Here is a 17944-nt window from a genome sequence, read left to right as displayed (position 1 = left end):
TCAGCGCCCGGTTTTGTCTTGCTCGCTGGCACTGCGTTGGGTGCGGCGCTCTCCCCCGCGACGGCGCAAACTGTTGGTATGGGCACGGTTCACACTGCTTTGACCGTGTTGTTTGCGCCACCCCATCAAACTGGGCAACAAACCTTTGGGCAACAACAACACCACCAACACCAAAATAGCGCCAATGACCAAGGAGTTGTCGATGAAAGTTTGCCCACCGAGCAGCAGTTTCATGGAGCCCAACAACACCGCACCAATGATGGGTCCCATGAGCGTGCCCATGCCCCCGGCGATCACCCAAATGATGACCTCGACCGATTGGCCCAAACCAAACAAGGCCGGGGTGACGATTTCTGCCCAACTGGCAAACAGACACCCCGCCATGCCCGCCATGGCGGCAGACAAAGAAAAAACAGCGGTCTTGTAAGCAGGTGCGTTGTAGCCCAGCAGTTCGATGCGCGCTTCATTTTCACGAATGCCCAGCAAGACGCGACCAAAAGCACTGGACAGCACCCAACGCGAGACCAAATAACACAGCAACAAACAGCACAAAACCACGTAATACAGCGCGGTGCCAAAAATAGGCGTCGAAGGGTCCCCTGGAACGTTCAAGACAGGGAAAGCGGGAATGCCGTTGAACCCACCCAAACGAGTATTGCCAATGACATAGGCATCGCCAGCGGTGGCACCCATGAATTTGGCCATGATCAGCGAAAACACCAAGGTGATGACACCCATGTAGACATCGCTGATGCGCCCGTAAAACATCATGGCACCCACGAGTGCCGCCACAAAGGCAGGCAAGGCAATCGCCAGCATCCAAGCGACCGTGCTTTCACCCAAATTCATGGACGTGATGGCATAGGTGTAGGCACCCAGGCCAAAGTAAGCCGCATGGCCAAAACTCAAAATACCTGCATAACCCCACATCAAACCCAGCGACAAGGCAAACAAAGCCCAAATGCCCAACAAGGTGGGGGTGTTGGTATCGAACACTGCGGGCAGCAGCAGCAGCAAAATGAAGATGGCAAAAATCCACCCCCAGTGAGTGCGGCCCGCGCTGGTGAAATTGGCAGCGTCTCCGATCATGGCGCGTTACGGAAAAACCGGCCTGTGATGCCTTGGGGCATGAGGCGCAAGAGCAAAACAGCACATGCCAGCATCACGATTTCACCGATCACAGGGCTCGAGCCAAACGACACCGCTTGGTTGATGGTGCCAAAAATCGCTGAACTGGTGATGGTGCCGGTGATCACCGCGGCCCCTCCCGTGATGACGGTGATGAAAGCCTTGGCAATGTAGGCACCACCCGAAGAAGGCAACAAACCGGTCAAAGGGGCCAAGACACCACCCGCCAAGCCAGACAAAGCGGCACCCACAGTGAATGTCCACATGTAGACACGCTTGGGGTCATAACCCAAAGAAGAGGCGACATCGGCACTTTGCATGGCACCGCGTGCCACCAAGCCCAAGCGCGTGAAGCGCATCACCAACCACATGCCAATGATCAACAGCGTGGCAATACCAATGATGAACAGGTTGTGACCGCCCATTTGGAACTGTCCCAAGGTATAGCCCGGAATGGGCGCAGGCACACTGACCGCCGTGTTGCCGAAGATGAATGTCACCACCCCGACCATCAACAAGGACAAGCCCCAAGTGGCCAGCATGGTGTCGATCATGCGGCCATACAAGTGCCGCACCACCAAGCGCTCAACCAACAAGCCCAAAATGCCCACCACCAAGGGCGAGACCACCAGCATGGCAAAGTAAATATTGAAGCCCGCCTTGACGCAGGCAATCGTGGTGTAGCCGCCGATCATGATGAACTCACCGTGGGCCAGGTTGATCACCCGCATCATGCCAAAAACGACCGCGAGCCCGGCGCTGATCAGCGCCAAAAAGGCAATCATGTATATGATTTCTAACAGTACAACCGCGGCGTAGTCCATATCGACTCTCTGAAACGAGCACATCTCGGCCCGCAAGGGCCAAGATGCAATTCAAGTTTAAATTTTGACTTCGTATTGCTTGTTGTCTTTGGGATTTTTTTGCAAATCACAAAACTGCAAGGTATCAGAGGGTGGGCGCGCTTTGAATTGTTGTTTGATGGTGAGTTTTTGATTTTTCACTTCCATCACATTGATGTCCAAAATCGCATGGTGGGTTTTGGGGTCCAAGGTGACCGTGCCGCCTGGGCCTTGGATGCTGATGCCTGACTCGATGGCTGCCAGCATTTTCTCGCGGTCCAACGAGCCGGCCTTTTTGACACAAGCGGCCCACAGCATGATGCCTTGGTACTGCGACACAGCAATTTCATGAACCAGTTGGGTATTGCCAAAACGCTTGGCCCATTTGGCCAGAAAGTCTTTGTTGGCCGGGTTGTCGTTTTCCTGGCTGTAGTTGCCAGCGATCAAGATGCCATCGCCTTCGGCAGCCGACAGCGCCAAATGCTCGTTGCCCACGCCAAAGGTGGTGGAACACAAGGGAATCCTTTTGTTCATGCCCGAAGCCGACCATTGACGGAAGAAAGACATGTGCGCACCACCGACCAAGGCGGCCACCACGAACTTGGGCTTTTCTTGCTGGATCTTGGCAATGGTGGAGCCAAAGTCAGACACATCCAAGGGGAAAAAGTTGGTTTGCAACACCTTGCCACCACCTTTGGTGATGTAGTGGGTCAACCACTTTGAAGTGATTTGGCCGTAGTTGTAATCGGCAGCCAACACATAGGCGGTGTTGCCCCATTGCTTGAGCGCCACCTCCACGATGGGTTCTACCGCTTGTGCCGGGGTGGTGCCCGTGCACACAATGTTGCGGTCGCACACACCGCCTTCGTACAACACGTTGTAAAAGTACAAAGAGTTGGCGCGGTGAAAAATCTGGCGAATGGCTTCGCGAGACGCCGATGTGATGCCCCCATGGGTCACGTCCACCTTGTCACTGCGGGTCAGTTGTTGCGCGAATTTGGTGTACAGCGCAATGTCGGATTGCGAGTCGTATTGCACCAATTGGATTTTGCGGCCCAGCAAGCCGCCGGCAGCATTGATTTCTTCGACCGCCAAAGTGGTGGCCATCACCATGGGTTTGCCGTAAGCATCCAAGTTTCCCGAGTTGTCGAGAATGGAGCCAAGTTTGATGGGCGCACCTTGCGCCAACGCCATTTCAAATGGAATGGTGGCACCCAAGGCCGTCAGTCCGGCTGAACCCGTTCCTGCTAAAAAGTGGCGGCGTGAAAAGCTCATGCAATTACTCCAGAAAAATGAGCGAATGCTCTTGGTTGTGAAAAAAAGAACTCTAGACCAGCGTCAAGCTTTGCCGCCAGAGGAAGATGTTTTGCCTGTCGCCGCATCGATAGACCCCGACAAATCGACGCCGATTTGGTCACCTATGCTTTTGAGTGCGGGCAGTTGCAAGGCCATGCCCAAGATGCTGTCCATGACCTGAGTCACCGGTGGTTTGCCTGCACCACCATCGCCAGACGATGTTCCGCCGACAGCACCGCCTGAGCCGTTGGTGGCACCAAAACCACTGACATGGTTGATGCGAATGCTGTCGATTTTTTCAATCGGACGCATCATGTGCGACATGATCTCGGGCAAACGGTCGAGTCGGTATTGCTCCAGCTTCATGTGCAACACAGGCGTGCTGAGCGCATTTTCTGCATCGATCAAGGCGCGAGAACCTTCGGACTCGGCCAGCATGCGCGCCTTTTCAGCCGCTGCGCGCGTGTGCGTGGCTTCGGCCTCCGCTTTGGCACGCTTTAACAAAACAAGCACCTCTGTGGTGGCTTTGGCCTCGGCCACTTCGCCCGCTTCTTTCACGCGCTTGATGGCCATTTCAAAAGACCGGTCAGCCAAGGCACGTTCGCGGTCAGTTTGAACTTTTTCTTGCGCCAAAATCACTTCGGTGCGGGCCAGTTCCGCAGCCGCTTGCGCATGCGCTTCTTCGGCTTGTTTGGCAGACAAGGTGATGGAGCTCTCCAGTTTTCTGACCTCAGAGTTGAGCTGGGACTCAATTTCAGATTTGCGCAACTCGCGCTGTTTTTGTATCTCGCGCATGCGGGTTTCTTGCTCACGGTCAATGCGGGCCGCATCGGTGGCAGCTTGCGATTTTTCACGTGAGCGCGCCGTATCTGCATCGCTTTGGGCTTTGACTTTTTCAAGCTCAAGGCGCTGGTTGATTTGCGCTTCTTCTTCTTGCTGGTTCAGCAGCAAGCCTTGCTTGATCGCGTCGAGTTGTGTTTGACGAACAGAGATGTCTGCCTCGGATTCAATTTGGACACGCTTTTTGCGGTTGACCGCAATGATCTCTGCCAAGCGTCGCATGCCCACCGAGTTGAACGCGTTGTTTTCATCAAGTGCAGAGAACGAGGTTTGGTCCAATCGGGTCAGAGAGACAGAGTCCAAGACCACGCCGTTTTCGGCCAAATTTGCTTTCAGCAAAGCGGAAATATCGGCCACAAATTGCGAGCGTTTTTCGTGGATTTGGTCCATGGTGCGGCTGGCCGCAACGGCTTGCACCGCGTCGATGAAACGACCCTCTAGCAAATTGCGCATGCCTTCGGTGTTGAAGGCTTTGGAGCCCAGCGACTGTGCCGCAGTGGCGACACCTTCAATGGTGGGTTGCACGCGCACATAAAACTCAAGCTCGGCATCTACCCTCATACGGTCTTCGGTGATGAGCGATTTCTCTGCCACGCGGCGCACCTCAACGCGGATGGTGCGCATGTTGATTTCGTCGATTTTGTGTAAAAAAGGCAGCGACAAACAGCCGCCAGAAATCAGTGTTTTTTGACCGCCAAAACCAGTTCGGATAACGGCAACGTCGCGGCTGGATTTTCGGTAAAAGTGATTTAAAAACGTGACGAGTGCAGCAATGACAACGATCAATACAACGATGCCAAACAACCAAGCAAGAACTGTCATGCGACTCCCCTCTGGGTGACAACCAAATCCAAAAATAATTCTAGGATTAATTTTTTTGCGCAGACTCAGTGATTACCCTAGAGATCGGTTTTTCAACTTGTTGGCTTGAATTTATTCAGCGAAAAACAAGCCTGATCACCCCCGGGTTGGGGCTCCAAACAAGCTGCTCGTGCGCGATGAAAACAGCCTCAGCAAAGCCATCGCGGCCCCGTGGCCAAGGCCCCAAAACAGGCCAAAAATTTCGCGACTGCACCTGCGTCTTGATGGCCTCAAAAAAGCCTCAGCATTTTTCAAAATGCGATCTCGGTCCTCGTATTTTTAGCACCACACTGAACGTTTCTAACTTGCAAGCAATGCGTTATCGTGCCAAGCGATCAACAAGCGCAACGGGCGATTCGCTTGCCTTGCCCCGGAACGTGTCAATGACTTTGCTACACCACTGCTGTCCGGTTAAATGTTGAACAAATTCAACTGTTCAGCGTTGGCGGGCAGGTCGATTGCAGGGTTGTCGCCCTGCAAGGCGCATGAAATCTCGGCTTTCTCGAAGACAGACACCGACAAAATCTGTAGACATGTGTAAAGCGAGGCATTCAGGCGAAGCTGCTTGTTGACGATGGCGATGAGCACGCAGGTGGACACGGCGCATCAGATTTGTGTCTTCACCGCGTTCTCGCTGGTGCCCAGGAATTTCTTGATGCGCAGGTGCTGCTTGATCCACTTGAAGAACAACTCCACCAGCCAGCGGCTTTTGTACAGTGCGGCGATCGTCAACGCTGGCAGCGCCGTGTTGTTGCTCAGGAACACCAGCGTCTTGCCCAAGTCCGGGTCTTTGAATCGAATTCGCCGCAGCAGCTCGGGATACTTCCTGGCGGAGTGACAGCCATTGAGCATCACGCGTTGATCGCAGATCACGCCGGTGCACGATCGCTCGGGGCCGAGTGCACGCGCCGCGCGTCCATCGGCGACTTGGCGCGCGTGACAAACAAGGCTGCGGCCTGATGCAGCGCATACAAGCGTTCGAAGTCGACGTAGCCACGGTCCATCCACCCGCCCCACACCCGCTTTTTTTCGCATGGCCAGGCTATCAGGCAAGCATGCAGCCCAACGCCTTTTGCCGCAACTGAAAGCGGCATTGGACAGTTCACATCTTTTTCGACAGAAACCAAATTTGGACTATATTCAAACCTACTCAAACCTACTCAAACCTACTCAAACCTACTCAAACCACCGGTTGCCACCATGAGCCTGTCCACGCAAATCAAGCCCATCTCTTACCTCAAGAGCCATGCCGCAGAGATTGTGAAAGACTTCGCCACCAACCCGGAGCCCCTCATCATCACCCAAAATGGCGAAGCCAAGATGGTGGTCATGGACATTGCCGAGTATGAAAGGCAGCAAGAAACTTTGGCGCTGCTCAAGCTGGTGTCCATGGGCAAAAAAGAACTGGCGCAAGGCCGCGTGAGCGACATGGACGCGTTTTTTGCCGAGATGGATCAAAAGCCATGACACGGTGTGTCCAAATTCTGGATGCAGTCAAGCCAGACTTTCGGGACATTCAGCGCTGTGTCGTTTCACGTTTTGGCCAAACCGTCTGGCAAGAGCTCAACCAAGAATTCAAAAACACGCTGTGCGACATCGGGGAGCGCCCCTAAAGTGGCACGCCACTGGAGGAACTCCGGGCCCTGGGTTTGCCCCATTTCAGACAACGCCTGGTTCGGCAAACCCGTGTGATTTATGAGTTTGACGACCAGGCCGTGCTGGTTCACCTGTTCATACACACTCGGCGTCATTTCAGAACCCATTTGCAGCAGCGTGTTTTAAGGGCCTGAAACACCTCAAGGAGATCACTGAACTCAGTAACCTTGTGCGCACACATTGCGCCTCAATCGGCCGCCAGGCGCAGCGGCAAAGGCACGCGGCCAATGGGTGGGCGCTCTTTGGCCCGCTCTGTGGCTTTCCACAAATCGCTTTGGGCTTGCAAAGCCAGCCAATAACCCGGATTCGTGCCCAAAGCCTCTGAGAGTCTCAAATCCATGTCGGCCGACACCGCCGCATGGCCATGCAGCACCCGGGACAGCATCACACGGCTGATGCCCAAATGCCCCGCAAAAGCGGTCACGCTGGTGTTCAAGTCTTCCAGCCACCCTGCCAGCATTTCACCGGGGTGGGCTGGGTTGTGCATCTTCATGGTGTGCCTTTCAGTGGTAGTCCAAATAATCCAACAACTCAACGTCCTGCCCCACAAACCGGAAGGTCAGCCGCCAGTTGGCCTAAACCGTCACGGCATGGAAGCCGGAACGGTCTCCCGTCAAACCATGCAAGCGCCATGACGGGCGGTTCAAGTCAGCCGGGCCTTGCGCCGCATTCAGTGCCGTGAGCAATTCGCGCAGCCGCTTGGCATGGATGGCCTGGATGCCAGACATGCGCCCCGTCTTGAAATAAAGCTCAAGACCTTTGTGTCGGATGGTTGGGATCATAAACCGTAAATCATGGATTTACAAAAACGCCAAGTACTGGCGTGGAACTGATGGCTGAGGTCATGGACGTTTCAAACCAAAATCAAAAAATTTAAGAAGGCTATTTTGAATACATTGGAATTTATTATTGCCCAATCAACTCTCACAAAAAACCCTGTCACAGACTCACTTGGTGTTGCCCTGCATTGCCGCTAGCATGCCCCGAAGAGGACCAATACATGAACGCACACTTGCCTTTGAGTTTGATCGTGCTGGCGCTATTGAGCGCCTGCGCATCGGGACTTACCACACAAGCACCCACCGACGGCTTGCGCTATAGCGTGCCCGATCACGCCACACAACCCGAGGCGGCCAGCGGCAGTCAAGCCAAACCCGGCTGGGCCTTCACCCGCCAAGCCGTGGCTGCGGCCAACCCGCTGGCCACCGATGCCGGGCACCAAGTGCTGCGCGCAGGCGGCTCGGCGCTCGATGCCGCGATTGCGGTGCAAATGGTCCTGGGTCTGGTAGAGCCGCAGTCAAGCGGCATTGGCGGTGGGGCTTTTTTGCTGCACTTTGATGGACTGAAAATCACCGCACACGATGGCCGCGAGACCGCCCCCAGCGGAGCCAGGGGCGACATGTTCATGGACCAGGGCAAGCCGCTGCCATTCGCAGATGCCGTGCAAAGCGGCCATTCGGTGGGCGTGCCCGGCGTGGTCCGCATGCTGGAGGCCGCGCACCGCCAGCACGGCCGCCTGCCTTGGGCACAGTTGATGGCACCCGCCATCACGCTGGCCGAGCAAGGCTTTCGGGTCAGCCCCCGTTTGCACAGCTTGCTGCAAGCCGATGCGCATCTGAGAAAAGACGCGCTGGCCTTGCGCTTTTTCTACAACGCCCAAGGCCAAGCCTGGCCGGTGGGCCATGTGCTGCGCAACCCGGAATACGCGCATGTGCTGCGCCGCATCGCCACAGAAGGCAGTCGCGCCTTGCACGAAGGGCCAGTGGCCCAGGCCATGGTGCAGCGCACGCAGCAGGCACCGCGCCCCGGCAGCCTGAGCCTGCAAGACCTCGCCAGCTACCAGCCCCGCATGCGCGAAGCCCTGTGTTTTGACCACACCGCCGCAGCGCGGGCTTACCGCATCTGCGGCTTCCCACCACCGTCTTCGGGCCAGATCGCCATCGGCCAAATTTTGGGGCTGCTGGGCCAGACCGCTGCGCAAGGCCCAGAATTCTCAGGTGGCCTGCCCTCACCCGATTGGCTGCACCGCTACACCGAGGCCGCGCGCCTGGCCTTTGCTGACCGCGCGCAATTTGTGGCCGACCCGGCTTTTGTGGCAGCGCCTGCGGGCGACTGGCGCAGCCTGCTGGCCCCTGCCTACCTGCGTGAGCGCAGCCAGTTGATCGGTGAGCAATCGATGCAGGTGGCCACACCCGGCCAACCCGGCGGTCGCCCCAGCAGCTGGGCCCCCATGCCCAGCCAAACCGAGTACGGCACCAGCCACATCAGCGTGGTCGACGCCCAAGGCCGCGCAGTGGCCATGACCACCACCATCGAGGCGGCCTTTGGTGCGCGCCGCATGGTCACCACCGACCCCTCTCGCCCTGGTGGTTTTTTGCTGAACAACGAGATGACCGATTTCAGCCTCTCACCCGCCGACGCGCAAGGCCGCCCCATCGCCAACCGGGTAGAGCCCGGCAAGCGGCCGCGCTCGTCCATGTCACCCACACTGGTGTTGGACAAAGCGAGCGGGGAGCTGCTCATGAGCGGTGGCAGCCCGGGTGGCGCGCTCATCATCCACTACACGGCCAAGCTGCTCACGGGCACCCTGCACTGGGGCCTGAACGCGCAGCAAGCCATTGACCTGCCCAACTTTGGGTCGCTGAACGGCCCCACCTTGCTCGAAGCCAAACGCTTTGACAGCGCCACCGTCAATGCGCTCAAAGCACGCGGCCACGAAGTGCGTGAGATGGACATGACCAGCGGTTTGCAGGCCATCGAGCGCACGCCCACGGGTTGGTTTGGCGGGGCCGACCCTCGGCGTGAAGGCGTGGTGCTGGGGGATTGAGTCTGGCGACATGGCGGTCTGGTCATCTGACAGTCTGAGTCACGCAAGCGACGCAGCCAGCGTCAGATTACAGGTTTTCACCCTTGTTGAAGGCCTGGACTTCCATTTCAATCTCGGCATCCAATGAACTTAGGAGATCCCCTTGAAAAACCAAGGCTCGACACGGCGCGATTTTGTTCAGGCATCTGCCGCTGCTGCGATCACGGTCGCCTTTCCCTCTTTGGCACAAGCCCAGTCCTTTCCGTCCAAGCCCATCAAACTGATCTGCCCATGGCCAGCAGGCGGCTCGACGGATGCCGTGATGCGCGCCTTGGCCGAAAGTGCCAGCAAGGCGCTGGGTGTGCAAGTGGTCATTGAAAACAAACCCGGCGCCAGCGGCATGCTGGGCCCCAATGAGCTGGTGCGTGCCCAGCCCGACGGCTACACCCTGTCGCAAATCACCATCGGCGTTGCGCGTCTTCCGCACATGCAAAAAATGCAGTTCGACCCGCTCACAGACTTCACCTACATCGCCTGCCTGACGGGCTACACCTTTGGCGTGGTGGTGCGGGCCGACTCGCCCATCATGTCGATTGCCGACCTGGTGGCTTTTGCCAAAGCCAACCCCGGCAAGTTCACCTATGGCTCGACGGGCAACGGCACCACACCGCACCTGGCTTTTGCCGAATTCGCCAGCAAAGCCAAAATCGACGTGACCCACATTCCCTTCAAAGGCAGCGCCGATGGCGTGCAAGCCGTCTTGGGCGGGCATGTCATGTCGCACAGCGACGCCACCGGCTGGGCCCCACAGGTTGAGGCGGGCACCATGCGCTTGCTGGCCACCTACGGCAGCAAACGCACCAAGCGCTGGCCCAAGGTGCCCACACTCAACGAACTCGGTTTCGACACCGTGTCCGACTCGCCCTTTGGCATCGGCGGCCCCAAGGGCATGGACCCGGCCGTGGTCAAAAAGCTGCACGACGTTTTCAAGCAGACCTTGCAAGACCCGGCCGTGCTGGCCAGCTTTGACAAGTACGACCAGTCGGTGATTTACATGGGCACCGAAGAGTACACAAAGTTCATCCAGGACACCTTCCGTTCTGAAAAAGCGGTGATCGAACGGCTAGGCTTGGCAATGAAAACCTGACCAGGACCCAGTTCCCAGTTCCCAGTTCCCAGTTCCCAGCATCCACGACCTGAGACGGCAAAATTCAGGTCCTGATGCAAAACGGCAGCCTAGGCTGCCGTTTTGCATGGATGCCGGATCAACGCCGGCACGACCAATCAATAAGCCTGACCCAGTTGACCCAAAATCGCGGGGTTTTCCAAAGTCGAGATGTCCTGCGTGATCTCTTCGCCTTTGGCCAGCGAACGCAGCAAGCGGCGCATGATCTTGCCCGAACGGGTCTTGGGCAGGTTCTCGCCAAAACGGATGTCCTTGGGCTTGGCGATGGGGCCGATCTCTTTGGCGATGTGGTCGCGCAATTGTTTGGCAATGGCCTTGCCTTCATCGGTGTTGGGCAGCGAGCGCTTGAGCACCACGAAGGCGCAAATCGCCTCGCCCGTGGTGTCGTCAGGGCGGCCCACCACAGCGGCTTCAGCCACCAGCTCGGTGCAGCTGACCAAGGCCGATTCGATTTCCATGGTGCCCATGCGGTGACCGGAGACGTTGAGCACGTCGTCGATGCGGCCGGTGATGGTGAAGTAGCCGGTTTTCTCGTCCCGGATCGAACCGTCACCTGCCAGGTAGTACTTGCCCTTGAAGTCTTCCGGGTAGTAGCTCTTCTTGAAGCGCTCAGGGTCGCCCCAGATGTTGCGGATCATGGATGGCCAGGGGCGCTTGACCACCAAAATGCCGCCTTGACCGTTGGGCACGTCTTTGCCAGTCTCGTCCACGATGGCCGCTTGGATGCCGGGGAAGGCCAGCGTGCAAGAACCGGGCACCATGGGCGTGGCTCCAGGCAAAGGCGTGATCATGTGGCCACCGGTTTCGGTCTGCCAGAAGGTGTCGACAATCGGGCAATGGCCGCCGCCCACATGCTTGTGGTACCACTCCCAAGCCGCAGGGTTGATCGGCTCACCGACCGAGCCCAACAGGCGCAGGCTCGACAGATCGTAGCTCTTGGGGTGCACCGCGTCATTGGCTTCAGCGGCCTTGATGAGCGAGCGGATGGCGGTGGGCGCGGTGTAGAAGATGGTGGCTTTGTGGTCCTGGATCATCTTCCAAAAGCGTCCCGCGTCGGGGTAGGTGGGCACGCCCTCGAACACGATCTCGGTGCCGCCCAAAGCCAAGGGGCCATAGGTGATGTAGGTGTGGCCCGTGACCCAGCCGATGTCGGCGGTGCACCAGAACACGTCGTCTGCCTTGAGGTCAAAGGTCCACTTGGTGGTCAAGGCCGCGTGCAGCAAATAGCCACCCGTGCTGTGCTGCACACCTTTAGGTTTGCCAGTGGAGCCCGAGGTGTAGAGCAAGAACAGCGGGTGCTCGGCACCGACCCACTCGGGCTCGCAGGTGCTGGCTTGTTGCTCGGCCAGCTCGGCCATCCACAGGTCGCGGCCAGCGGTCATGGCGATGTCAGCGCCCGAGCGCTTGACGACCAAAACATTCCGAATGGAGCCGCAGCCGCCCAAGTTGATGGCGTCGTCCACGATGGCTTTGAGGGGCAGCAACTTGCCGCCGCGCACTTGGTTGTCGGCGGTGATCACGGCCACAGCACCGGTGTCTTCGATGCGGTCGCGCAGCGACTGGGCCGAAAAGCCACCAAACACCACCGAGTGGGTGGCGCCAATGCGGGCGCAGGCTTGCATGGCGGCCACGCCTTCGATGGACATCGAGATGTAGATGACCACGCGGTCACCTTTTTGGATGCCCAGGCTCTTCAAGGCATTGGCGTATTGGCAGGTCTTGGCCAGCAACTGGCTGTAGGTGACTTTGGTGACTTCACCGCCATCGGCTTCAAAAATGATGGCGGTCTTGTCGCCCAGGCCTTTTTCGACGTTGCGGTCCAGGCAGTTGTACGACGCGTTCAAAGTGCCGTCTTCGAACCATTTGAAAAAAGGCGCATTCGACTCGTCCAGCACTTTGGTGAAGGGGGTCTTCCAGCCCAATAGCCTTCGTAATCGGTTTCGGCTTCTTTGCACAGCGCCTCATAGGCGGGCATGCCCGAGATGTGGGCGTTTTTCACGAAATCGGCGCTGGGTTGGTAAATGGCGGTGCTCATCTGATGGGTCTCCTCAATGACATGTCAATTATTTGAAACTCGCGTAAATGTCGGCTTTCGCTCTTACAAAGCACTGACTGACTCCAGTCTTGCACGGCATTGCCTGCTGATTGGGCAAAAGTCCTTGGCACACCCCCTAAAATCCAAGGATATTCTGGCCTTCGGTCAGCCCTTTTTTTGTTGCACCTAGGCCCATCCATGACCACCCTGATCAAACAAGCCGACCTGATCGAATCCGTTGCCGCCGCCCTGCAGTACATCAGCTACTACCACCCGGCCGACTTCATTTCACACCTGGCCAGCGCCTACGCCCGTGAGCAAAGCCCGGCCGCCAAAGACGCGATTGCCCAGATTTTGACCAACAGCAAGATGAGCGCCATTGGCCACCGCCCAATTTGCCAAGACACCGGCATCGTCAACGTCTTCCTGGAAGTCGGCATGGACGTGAAGTTGGACGGCTTCACCGGCAGCTTGGAAGACGCCGTCAACGAAGGCGTGCGCCGGGGCTACAACCAATCGGACAATATGTTGCGCGCCTCTGTGGTCTCGGACCCGCACTTCAACCGCAAAAACACCAAGGACAACACGCCCGCCGTGATCTTCACCAAGATCGTGCCCGGCCACCATGTGCATGTGACCGTGGCGGCCAAAGGCGGCGGCAGCGAGAACAAGTCCAAGATGATCATGCTCAACCCTGGCGACAGCATTGTGGACTGGGTTTTGAAAACCGTGCCCACCATGGGCGCGGGCTGGTGCCCGCCCGGCATGCTGGGCATCGGCATCGGTGGCACCGCCGAAAAAGCCGTGCTCTTGGCCAAAGAAAGCCTGATGGACGACCTGGACATGTACCAGCTGCTCGAAAAATCCAGCCAAGGCGAAAAGCTCGACCAGGTCGAAGAGATGCGCCTGGAGCTCTACCACAAGGTCAACGCCCTGGGCATTGGCGCGCAAGGTCTGGGGGGCCTGACCACCGTGCTGGACATCAAGATCAAGATGTACCCCACGCACGCGGCCAGCAAGCCGGTGGCCATGATCCCCAACTGCGCGGCCACGCGCCACGCCCACTTTGTGCTCGACGGCTCCGGCCCCACATACCTCGAAGCGCCCTCGCTCGATCTGTGGCCCAACGTCAACTGGACGGCCGACACCGAAAAGAGCCAGCGCGTAGACCTCAACGCCCTGACACCTGAGCAGGTCGCCGCTTGGAAGCCTGGCCAAACCCTGCTGCTCAACGGCAAGATGCTCACTGGCCGCGACGCCGCGCACAAACGCATTCAAGACATGCTGGCCAAGGGCGAGCAGCTCCCGGTGGACTTCACCAACCGCGTGATCTATTACGTGGGCCCCGTGGACCCGGTGGGCGACGAGGCGGTGGGCCCAGCAGGCCCAACGACGGCCACCCGCATGGACGGCTTCACCGAGATGATGCTGGCACAAACAGGCCTGATCGCCATGATCGGCAAAGCCGAGCGCGGCCCCGTCGCCATCGAAGCCATCAAAAAGCACAAGAGTGCTTACCTGATGGCCGTGGGCGGCGCGGCCTACCTGGTGTCCAAAGCGATCAAACACGCCAAAGTCGTGGGCTTTGCCGACATGGGCATGGAAGCCATCTACGAGTTTGACGTGGTGGACATGCCGGTCACGGTGGCGGTCGATGCCGGCGGCACCAGCGCCCACATCACGGGACCTGCCGAATGGCAAAAACGCATCGCTACGGGCGAGTTCAAAGGCATTGGCGTGACGGCAGGCTGAAGCACGACACCATCCATGCTGAAACACATTGGCGCACGCCCTCCAATGAAAGCCTTTGGCCCCATCGGCATATTTGACAGTGGCATTGGCGGACTGAGCGTTTTAAAGGCGCTGCAAAAAGAATTGCCACTTGAACGCTTTGTCTACTTGGCCGATAGCGCGCACGCGCCCTATGGCGAAAAAAGCGAACACTTTGTCGCCCAACGCACCCACGCGATTGCCGAGCATTTGTGCGCGCACCACCACATCAAAGCCTTGGTCGTGGCCTGCAACACCGCCACTGCTGCGGCCATTCATGAATTGCGCTTAAAGCATCCGATGCTGCCGCTGGTGGGCTTAGAGCCAGCCCTCAAACCAGCTTTGGCCCTGACCCGCACAGGCCACATCGGCGTGATGGCCACCCAAGGCACCGTGTCCAGTGCCAAATTCGCCCGGTTGCTGTCCAGTGTGCAAAGCGAGGCACATTTTATGACTCAAGCCTGTAACGGTCTGGCCATGGCCATAGAGCAAAGCACCACCCCCGATCAGACCCACTGCGCGCAAGCGCAGATCACGCACTTGCTGCAGACCTACACCCAGGCCATGGGTCGCTTTGGTTCCGGGCCGGGCGAGATCGACACCTTGGTGATGGGTTGTACCCATTATGTTTTTGTTGAAAATGCGCTGCAGGCGCTTGTGGGACCCGAGGTGCAACTGGTCTCGACCGGCGTGCCCGTGGCGCGGCAGACCCAGCGTTTGCTGATGGCAGCTGGGCTGCTCAATGCTGAAGCGTCAGATGGGGTCTCCCAGCCCGTTTGCTTGTTGACCACGGGCGACTTGCAAGGCTTACAAGCCGCAGCACTGCGGTGGCTGGGTTTGCCAGGCGAGGTGTGCCAAGCTGTGCCGGCCTCCCTGCATGACACCTGATCAGGCGGGCGATTGGGCTTGCAATCGACCTCGCTGCACATCCACGGGTATCAGCAAGACCAAACCCAGAATGAACAACAGCGAAGTTGAACCAATGGCCAAGCGCTGATTGCCATCGCTCAGCCAAGTGATCAAGCCGTAGGTCAACGGCCCCAAAATACTGGCCAGCCGAATGGCAAAAGTCCACAGGCCAAAAAACTCGCCCAAGCGATGGGGGGGCACCAACAAACCCGCCATGGCACGCCCAGTAGATTGGCTCGAGCCCATACAAAAGCCAGCGATCACAGCAGCCCACCAAAATGTAGCCTTGTCGGTAGAGAACGCCGCAATGAAGCAAGTGGCCACCCAGCCCAGCAAAGTCAGGCCCAAGGTCAGCTTGTGCCCCACACGGTCTTGCACATAACCCAGCAAAAACGCCCCAGCAAAAGCCGCCAGGTTCAGCACAAAGATCAGCACCATGGTCTCTTGCGGCTGAAAACCAATCACCTGCTCAGCATAAATGGCCGCCAGCGTGATGGCCACCGCCACCCCGCCTTGGTAGGCTACCGCACACGCCAGCAAACGCGTGAAGTCACGGTATGGCATGGCCTCGCGCAAGGTCTGGCGCAAGCGGCGCAAGCTCTGTACCACTGTGACCACCGGGGCATGGGGTTGCGGCGGCGAATGTTCACGCAACAAAGAAAATGTCACCAAGGCAGCAGCGCCGTAAATGCCTGCAGTGATCAACATTGTTACAGGCACAAACTGCCCACCGGTTTCACCGCGGGCCTGTGCAGCCAGCACATAGGCCAAGCAAACACCCAGGGTCATCATCCCGCCGATGTAGCCCAATGACCAGCCCCAGCCGCTGACACGGCCCATGGCCTGCGGCTTGGCCAGTTCAGGCAAAAACGAGGCAGTGAGCGACTCACCATAAGAGAAAAAAGTGTTGGACAACACCAAAATGAACAAGCCCAGCGCCACTTGGCCCGGTCCCACCAAGGCCAAGGCGGCAGTGCTCAATACGCAACCGCTTGTCACCCACATCAACATGCGTTTTTTGCCGGCGACCCGATCTGCCCACGCACCAAGTCCCGGCATGGTGAGCATCACAATCAAATAGGACAAGCTGAGACCGGAGGTCCAAGCCAGCGTGGCCCATTCGGCCCCATCGGCGACACTGCCCACAAAGTAGGCAGCAAAAACAGCCGTGATGACCACGGTGGTGTAGCCCGAGTTGGCGAAGTCGTACATGGCCCAGCCAAAAACTTCGCGCAAACGCACACCCGGTCTCAAGGAAGCACGAAGGCCCTGCGCGTTCATGGTTGGCTCCGTTCAATGCAAATGGCGAGGACGACGTCCACCACCGCCGTGGCCGCTGGCACCGCCCGAGCCGCGTGGTGGTTTGCCGATGTCCAAGGAGCTGACCAAGCTGTCAAAGCGTTGGCTAAAAAGCTTGTCGATTTCGGTCACCACGCCTGACAACTCCGCACCATCGAAATGCCGCTCCATCATGTTGACCACATCATGGACCAGCAGATCACGCTGTGCCTGCATGATGGCCGCTGGGTCTGGACCGACAAACATCATCACAAAGTCGTCACGTGACTCGCCCCCGTTGGTCTCATCCTCATCGTCAAAATCCGAATCGTAATAAGTCACTTCAATGTGCGTACCACTGGCCGACAATTCATTGAGGTTCATGCACAAGTCGTCCAACACCATGCGGAAATCTTCATCGCCACGCACGGTCCAGCAAAAGTGCAAGCGCCCTGCAGCAGCGTCAAACCGAATGCCGGGCTCCTCTTCGTAAAGGCTCACCGCGCCCTCGCTCAGGGTGCGGGCTCCAGCGTAATGCCAAAGCGGCTTGAGCGCCTCTTGAATGGCTTGGTTGTCGGTGCCGGTTTTGATCGGTACCTCACCATGCAGATGGATTTCAAGAGGCGCGTTATCGTGGTTCATGATGATGTTTCCCTGATGTAGAGCCCAGAACCGACAGCGCCAAGGCGCAAGCGTGGTCGACACAGCAACACGTGTTCCGAATCGCTCACTCGAAGCATGGCAAATAAACGGGTTGGTGATGGCTTCATCGGTCAATGTGCAAGTGTCAACAAGGCCATTTGGACGAAAATTTCTGAAAGTGTTGCTGCATTTTAACGCCGCAGCTTCACTTGGCCTTGTGCAGGCCTCAAGACCCGTGTGCCTCAAGCAAGCCCAAACAGTGGCACCTGACGAACAGCGGCTCGTCTTGTTCGAGCTTGCACACCGCCTTGGTTGCCGCAGCACAAGCAATGCAGTCATCAACAGGACAGTGCCGAGATCTGGGCAGCTGGTGACAAGCCAAGCCGGAATCGGTCGGACCGAAAATCGGTCACAAAAGTGCATGGAAAATCGTGACACCGAGCATTGGCATTCAATGTCAAATTTTTAAAACCATGTCCATTTTTAAGCATTATCAAGATGCGCCTCAAGCACAGACTGTCAATAACACTTTTTGAACTTGCGATCCAAGCAACGCTTTGAAAGCCTCTGGGCCAGTGCGAGTTGTGATGGGGTCAATTTGGTGGCAATTTCGTCCCGGTTTTTGACGGCATCGGCCTCTTGATTGACGGCGGCAAGATCGAACCACATGTGTGCACGAATGAGGTTGCGCTTAA

The 17944-nt window shown here is 57.7% G+C and carries 14 protein-coding genes and 2 pseudogenes; 6 read left to right on the top strand and 10 right to left on the bottom strand.

What is annotated here, in order from left to right:
* From ACIQ39_RS06320 to ACIQ39_RS06300, 5 genes and pseudogenes are all read right to left on the bottom strand, one after another.
* Nucleotides 1-1089 carry a branched-chain amino acid ABC transporter permease gene (locus ACIQ39_RS06320; protein ID WP_396433762.1) on the bottom strand — a complete coding sequence of 363 codons (1089 nt, stop codon included), beginning with the start codon at nucleotides 1087-1089 and terminating at the stop codon, nucleotides 1-3.
* Nucleotides 1086-1952, bottom strand: a complete 867-nt coding sequence (locus ACIQ39_RS06315) for a branched-chain amino acid ABC transporter permease (RefSeq protein WP_396433761.1) — start codon at nucleotides 1950-1952, stop codon at nucleotides 1086-1088. Before ACIQ39_RS06315 ends, ACIQ39_RS06320 begins: the two co-directional genes overlap by 4 nt.
* A 57-nt stretch (nucleotides 1953-2009) precedes the next feature.
* The gene (locus ACIQ39_RS06310) at nucleotides 2010-3245 is read right to left on the bottom strand and encodes an ABC transporter substrate-binding protein (RefSeq protein WP_396433760.1); all 1236 of its coding nucleotides are present in this window, start codon (nucleotides 3243-3245) and stop codon (nucleotides 2010-2012) included.
* A gap of 63 nt (nucleotides 3246-3308) precedes the next feature.
* The gene (locus tag ACIQ39_RS06305) at nucleotides 3309-4928 is read right to left on the bottom strand and encodes a flotillin family protein (RefSeq protein ID WP_396433759.1); all 1620 of its coding nucleotides are present in this window, start codon (nucleotides 4926-4928) and stop codon (nucleotides 3309-3311) included.
* 450 nt (nucleotides 4929-5378) lie between these two features.
* A pseudogene (locus ACIQ39_RS06300) lies at nucleotides 5379-5971 on the bottom strand (IS4 family transposase); the annotation flags it as partial.
* 196 nt (nucleotides 5972-6167) lie between these two features.
* Here ACIQ39_RS06300 and ACIQ39_RS06295 point away from each other — a divergent pair.
* Nucleotides 6168-6434: a type II toxin-antitoxin system Phd/YefM family antitoxin gene (locus tag ACIQ39_RS06295; RefSeq protein WP_396433758.1), complete on the top strand. Its 267-nt coding sequence runs from the start codon at nucleotides 6168-6170 to the stop codon at nucleotides 6432-6434.
* Nucleotides 6431-6580 carry a hypothetical protein gene (locus tag ACIQ39_RS06290; protein ID WP_396433757.1) on the top strand — a complete coding sequence of 50 codons (150 nt, stop codon included), beginning with the start codon at nucleotides 6431-6433 and terminating at the stop codon, nucleotides 6578-6580. Before ACIQ39_RS06295 ends, ACIQ39_RS06290 begins: the two co-directional genes overlap by 4 nt.
* A gap of 230 nt (nucleotides 6581-6810) precedes the next feature.
* Here the strand turns inward: ACIQ39_RS06290 and ACIQ39_RS06285 are convergent, their stop codons facing one another.
* Entirely contained in the window at nucleotides 6811-7116 is a 306-nt protein-coding gene (locus ACIQ39_RS06285; protein ID WP_396433756.1) for a HigA family addiction module antitoxin, read from the bottom strand.
* 82 nt (nucleotides 7117-7198) lie between these two features.
* Nucleotides 7199-7405 carry a type II toxin-antitoxin system RelE/ParE family toxin gene (locus ACIQ39_RS06280; protein ID WP_396433755.1) on the bottom strand — a complete coding sequence of 69 codons (207 nt, stop codon included), beginning with the start codon at nucleotides 7403-7405 and terminating at the stop codon, nucleotides 7199-7201.
* 218 nt (nucleotides 7406-7623) lie between these two features.
* On the opposite strand from ACIQ39_RS06280, the gene ACIQ39_RS06275 reads away from it, so the two are divergent.
* Nucleotides 7624-9450, top strand: a complete 1827-nt coding sequence (locus ACIQ39_RS06275; RefSeq protein WP_396433754.1) for a gamma-glutamyltransferase family protein — start codon at nucleotides 7624-7626, stop codon at nucleotides 9448-9450.
* Between the two features lie 142 nt (nucleotides 9451-9592).
* A complete protein-coding gene (locus tag ACIQ39_RS06270) occupies nucleotides 9593-10576 on the top strand; it encodes a tripartite tricarboxylate transporter substrate binding protein (protein WP_396433753.1) in 984 nt (327 codons plus the stop codon).
* Nucleotides 10577-10713: 137 nt separating this feature from the next.
* On the opposite strand, the pseudogene acs reads toward ACIQ39_RS06270, so the two are convergent.
* Nucleotides 10714-12650: pseudogene (acs, locus tag ACIQ39_RS06265) on the bottom strand (acetate--CoA ligase).
* A 198-nt stretch (nucleotides 12651-12848) separates the two neighbouring features.
* Between acs and ACIQ39_RS06260 the strand changes: the two are divergent.
* Nucleotides 12849-14402 (top strand): fumarate hydratase, encoded by a 1554-nt coding sequence (locus ACIQ39_RS06260; protein WP_396433752.1) that lies wholly within the window; start codon nucleotides 12849-12851, stop codon nucleotides 14400-14402.
* Nucleotides 14403-14417: 15 nt separating this feature from the next.
* Nucleotides 14418-15308: a glutamate racemase gene (gene murI / locus ACIQ39_RS06255; protein ID WP_396433751.1), complete on the top strand. Its 891-nt coding sequence runs from the start codon at nucleotides 14418-14420 to the stop codon at nucleotides 15306-15308.
* Here murI and ACIQ39_RS06250 read toward each other — a convergent pair whose 3' ends face one another.
* Complete coding sequence (locus ACIQ39_RS06250) at nucleotides 15309-16610, bottom strand: MFS transporter (RefSeq protein ID WP_396433750.1); 1302 nt, start codon at nucleotides 16608-16610, stop codon at nucleotides 15309-15311.
* A 12-nt stretch (nucleotides 16611-16622) separates the two neighbouring features.
* Nucleotides 16623-17249 (bottom strand): DUF6806 family protein, encoded by a 627-nt coding sequence (locus ACIQ39_RS06245; RefSeq protein ID WP_396433749.1) that lies wholly within the window; start codon nucleotides 17247-17249, stop codon nucleotides 16623-16625.
* Nucleotides 17250-17944 lie beyond the last annotated feature (695 nt).

This window comes from Limnohabitans sp. (genome assembly GCF_044361645.1).
Taxonomy (GTDB): Bacteria; Pseudomonadota; Gammaproteobacteria; order Burkholderiales; family Burkholderiaceae_C; genus Limnohabitans_A.
The sequence above is the reverse complement of the archived record's forward strand: the minus strand, read 5'-3'. Positions and strand labels throughout refer to the sequence as shown.

Excerpts from the sequence above, each read along its gene's own strand:
- ACIQ39_RS06320 (WP_396433762.1), bottom strand. The coding sequence starts at position 1,089 with ATGATCGGAGACGCTGCCAATTTCACCAGCGCGGGCCGCACTCACTGG.
- ACIQ39_RS06315 (WP_396433761.1), bottom strand. The coding sequence starts at position 1,952 with ATGGACTACGCCGCGGTTGTACTGTTAGAAATCATATACATGATTGCC.
- ACIQ39_RS06310 (WP_396433760.1), bottom strand. The coding sequence starts at position 3,245 with ATGAGCTTTTCACGCCGCCACTTTTTAGCAGGAACGGGTTCAGCCGGA.
- ACIQ39_RS06305 (WP_396433759.1), bottom strand. The coding sequence starts at position 4,928 with ATGACAGTTCTTGCTTGGTTGTTTGGCATCGTTGTATTGATCGTTGTC.
- ACIQ39_RS06295 (WP_396433758.1), top strand. The coding sequence starts at position 6,168 with ATGAGCCTGTCCACGCAAATCAAGCCCATCTCTTACCTCAAGAGCCAT.
- ACIQ39_RS06290 (WP_396433757.1), top strand. The coding sequence starts at position 6,431 with ATGACACGGTGTGTCCAAATTCTGGATGCAGTCAAGCCAGACTTTCGG.
- ACIQ39_RS06285 (WP_396433756.1), bottom strand. The coding sequence starts at position 7,116 with ATGAAGATGCACAACCCAGCCCACCCCGGTGAAATGCTGGCAGGGTGG.
- ACIQ39_RS06280 (WP_396433755.1), bottom strand. The coding sequence starts at position 7,405 with ATGATCCCAACCATCCGACACAAAGGTCTTGAGCTTTATTTCAAGACG.
- ACIQ39_RS06275 (WP_396433754.1), top strand. The coding sequence starts at position 7,624 with ATGAACGCACACTTGCCTTTGAGTTTGATCGTGCTGGCGCTATTGAGC.
- ACIQ39_RS06260 (WP_396433752.1), top strand. The coding sequence starts at position 12,849 with ATGACCACCCTGATCAAACAAGCCGACCTGATCGAATCCGTTGCCGCC.
- murI (WP_396433751.1), top strand. The coding sequence starts at position 14,418 with ATGCTGAAACACATTGGCGCACGCCCTCCAATGAAAGCCTTTGGCCCC.
- ACIQ39_RS06250 (WP_396433750.1), bottom strand. The coding sequence starts at position 16,610 with ATGAACGCGCAGGGCCTTCGTGCTTCCTTGAGACCGGGTGTGCGTTTG.
- ACIQ39_RS06245 (WP_396433749.1), bottom strand. The coding sequence starts at position 17,249 with ATGAACCACGATAACGCGCCTCTTGAAATCCATCTGCATGGTGAGGTA.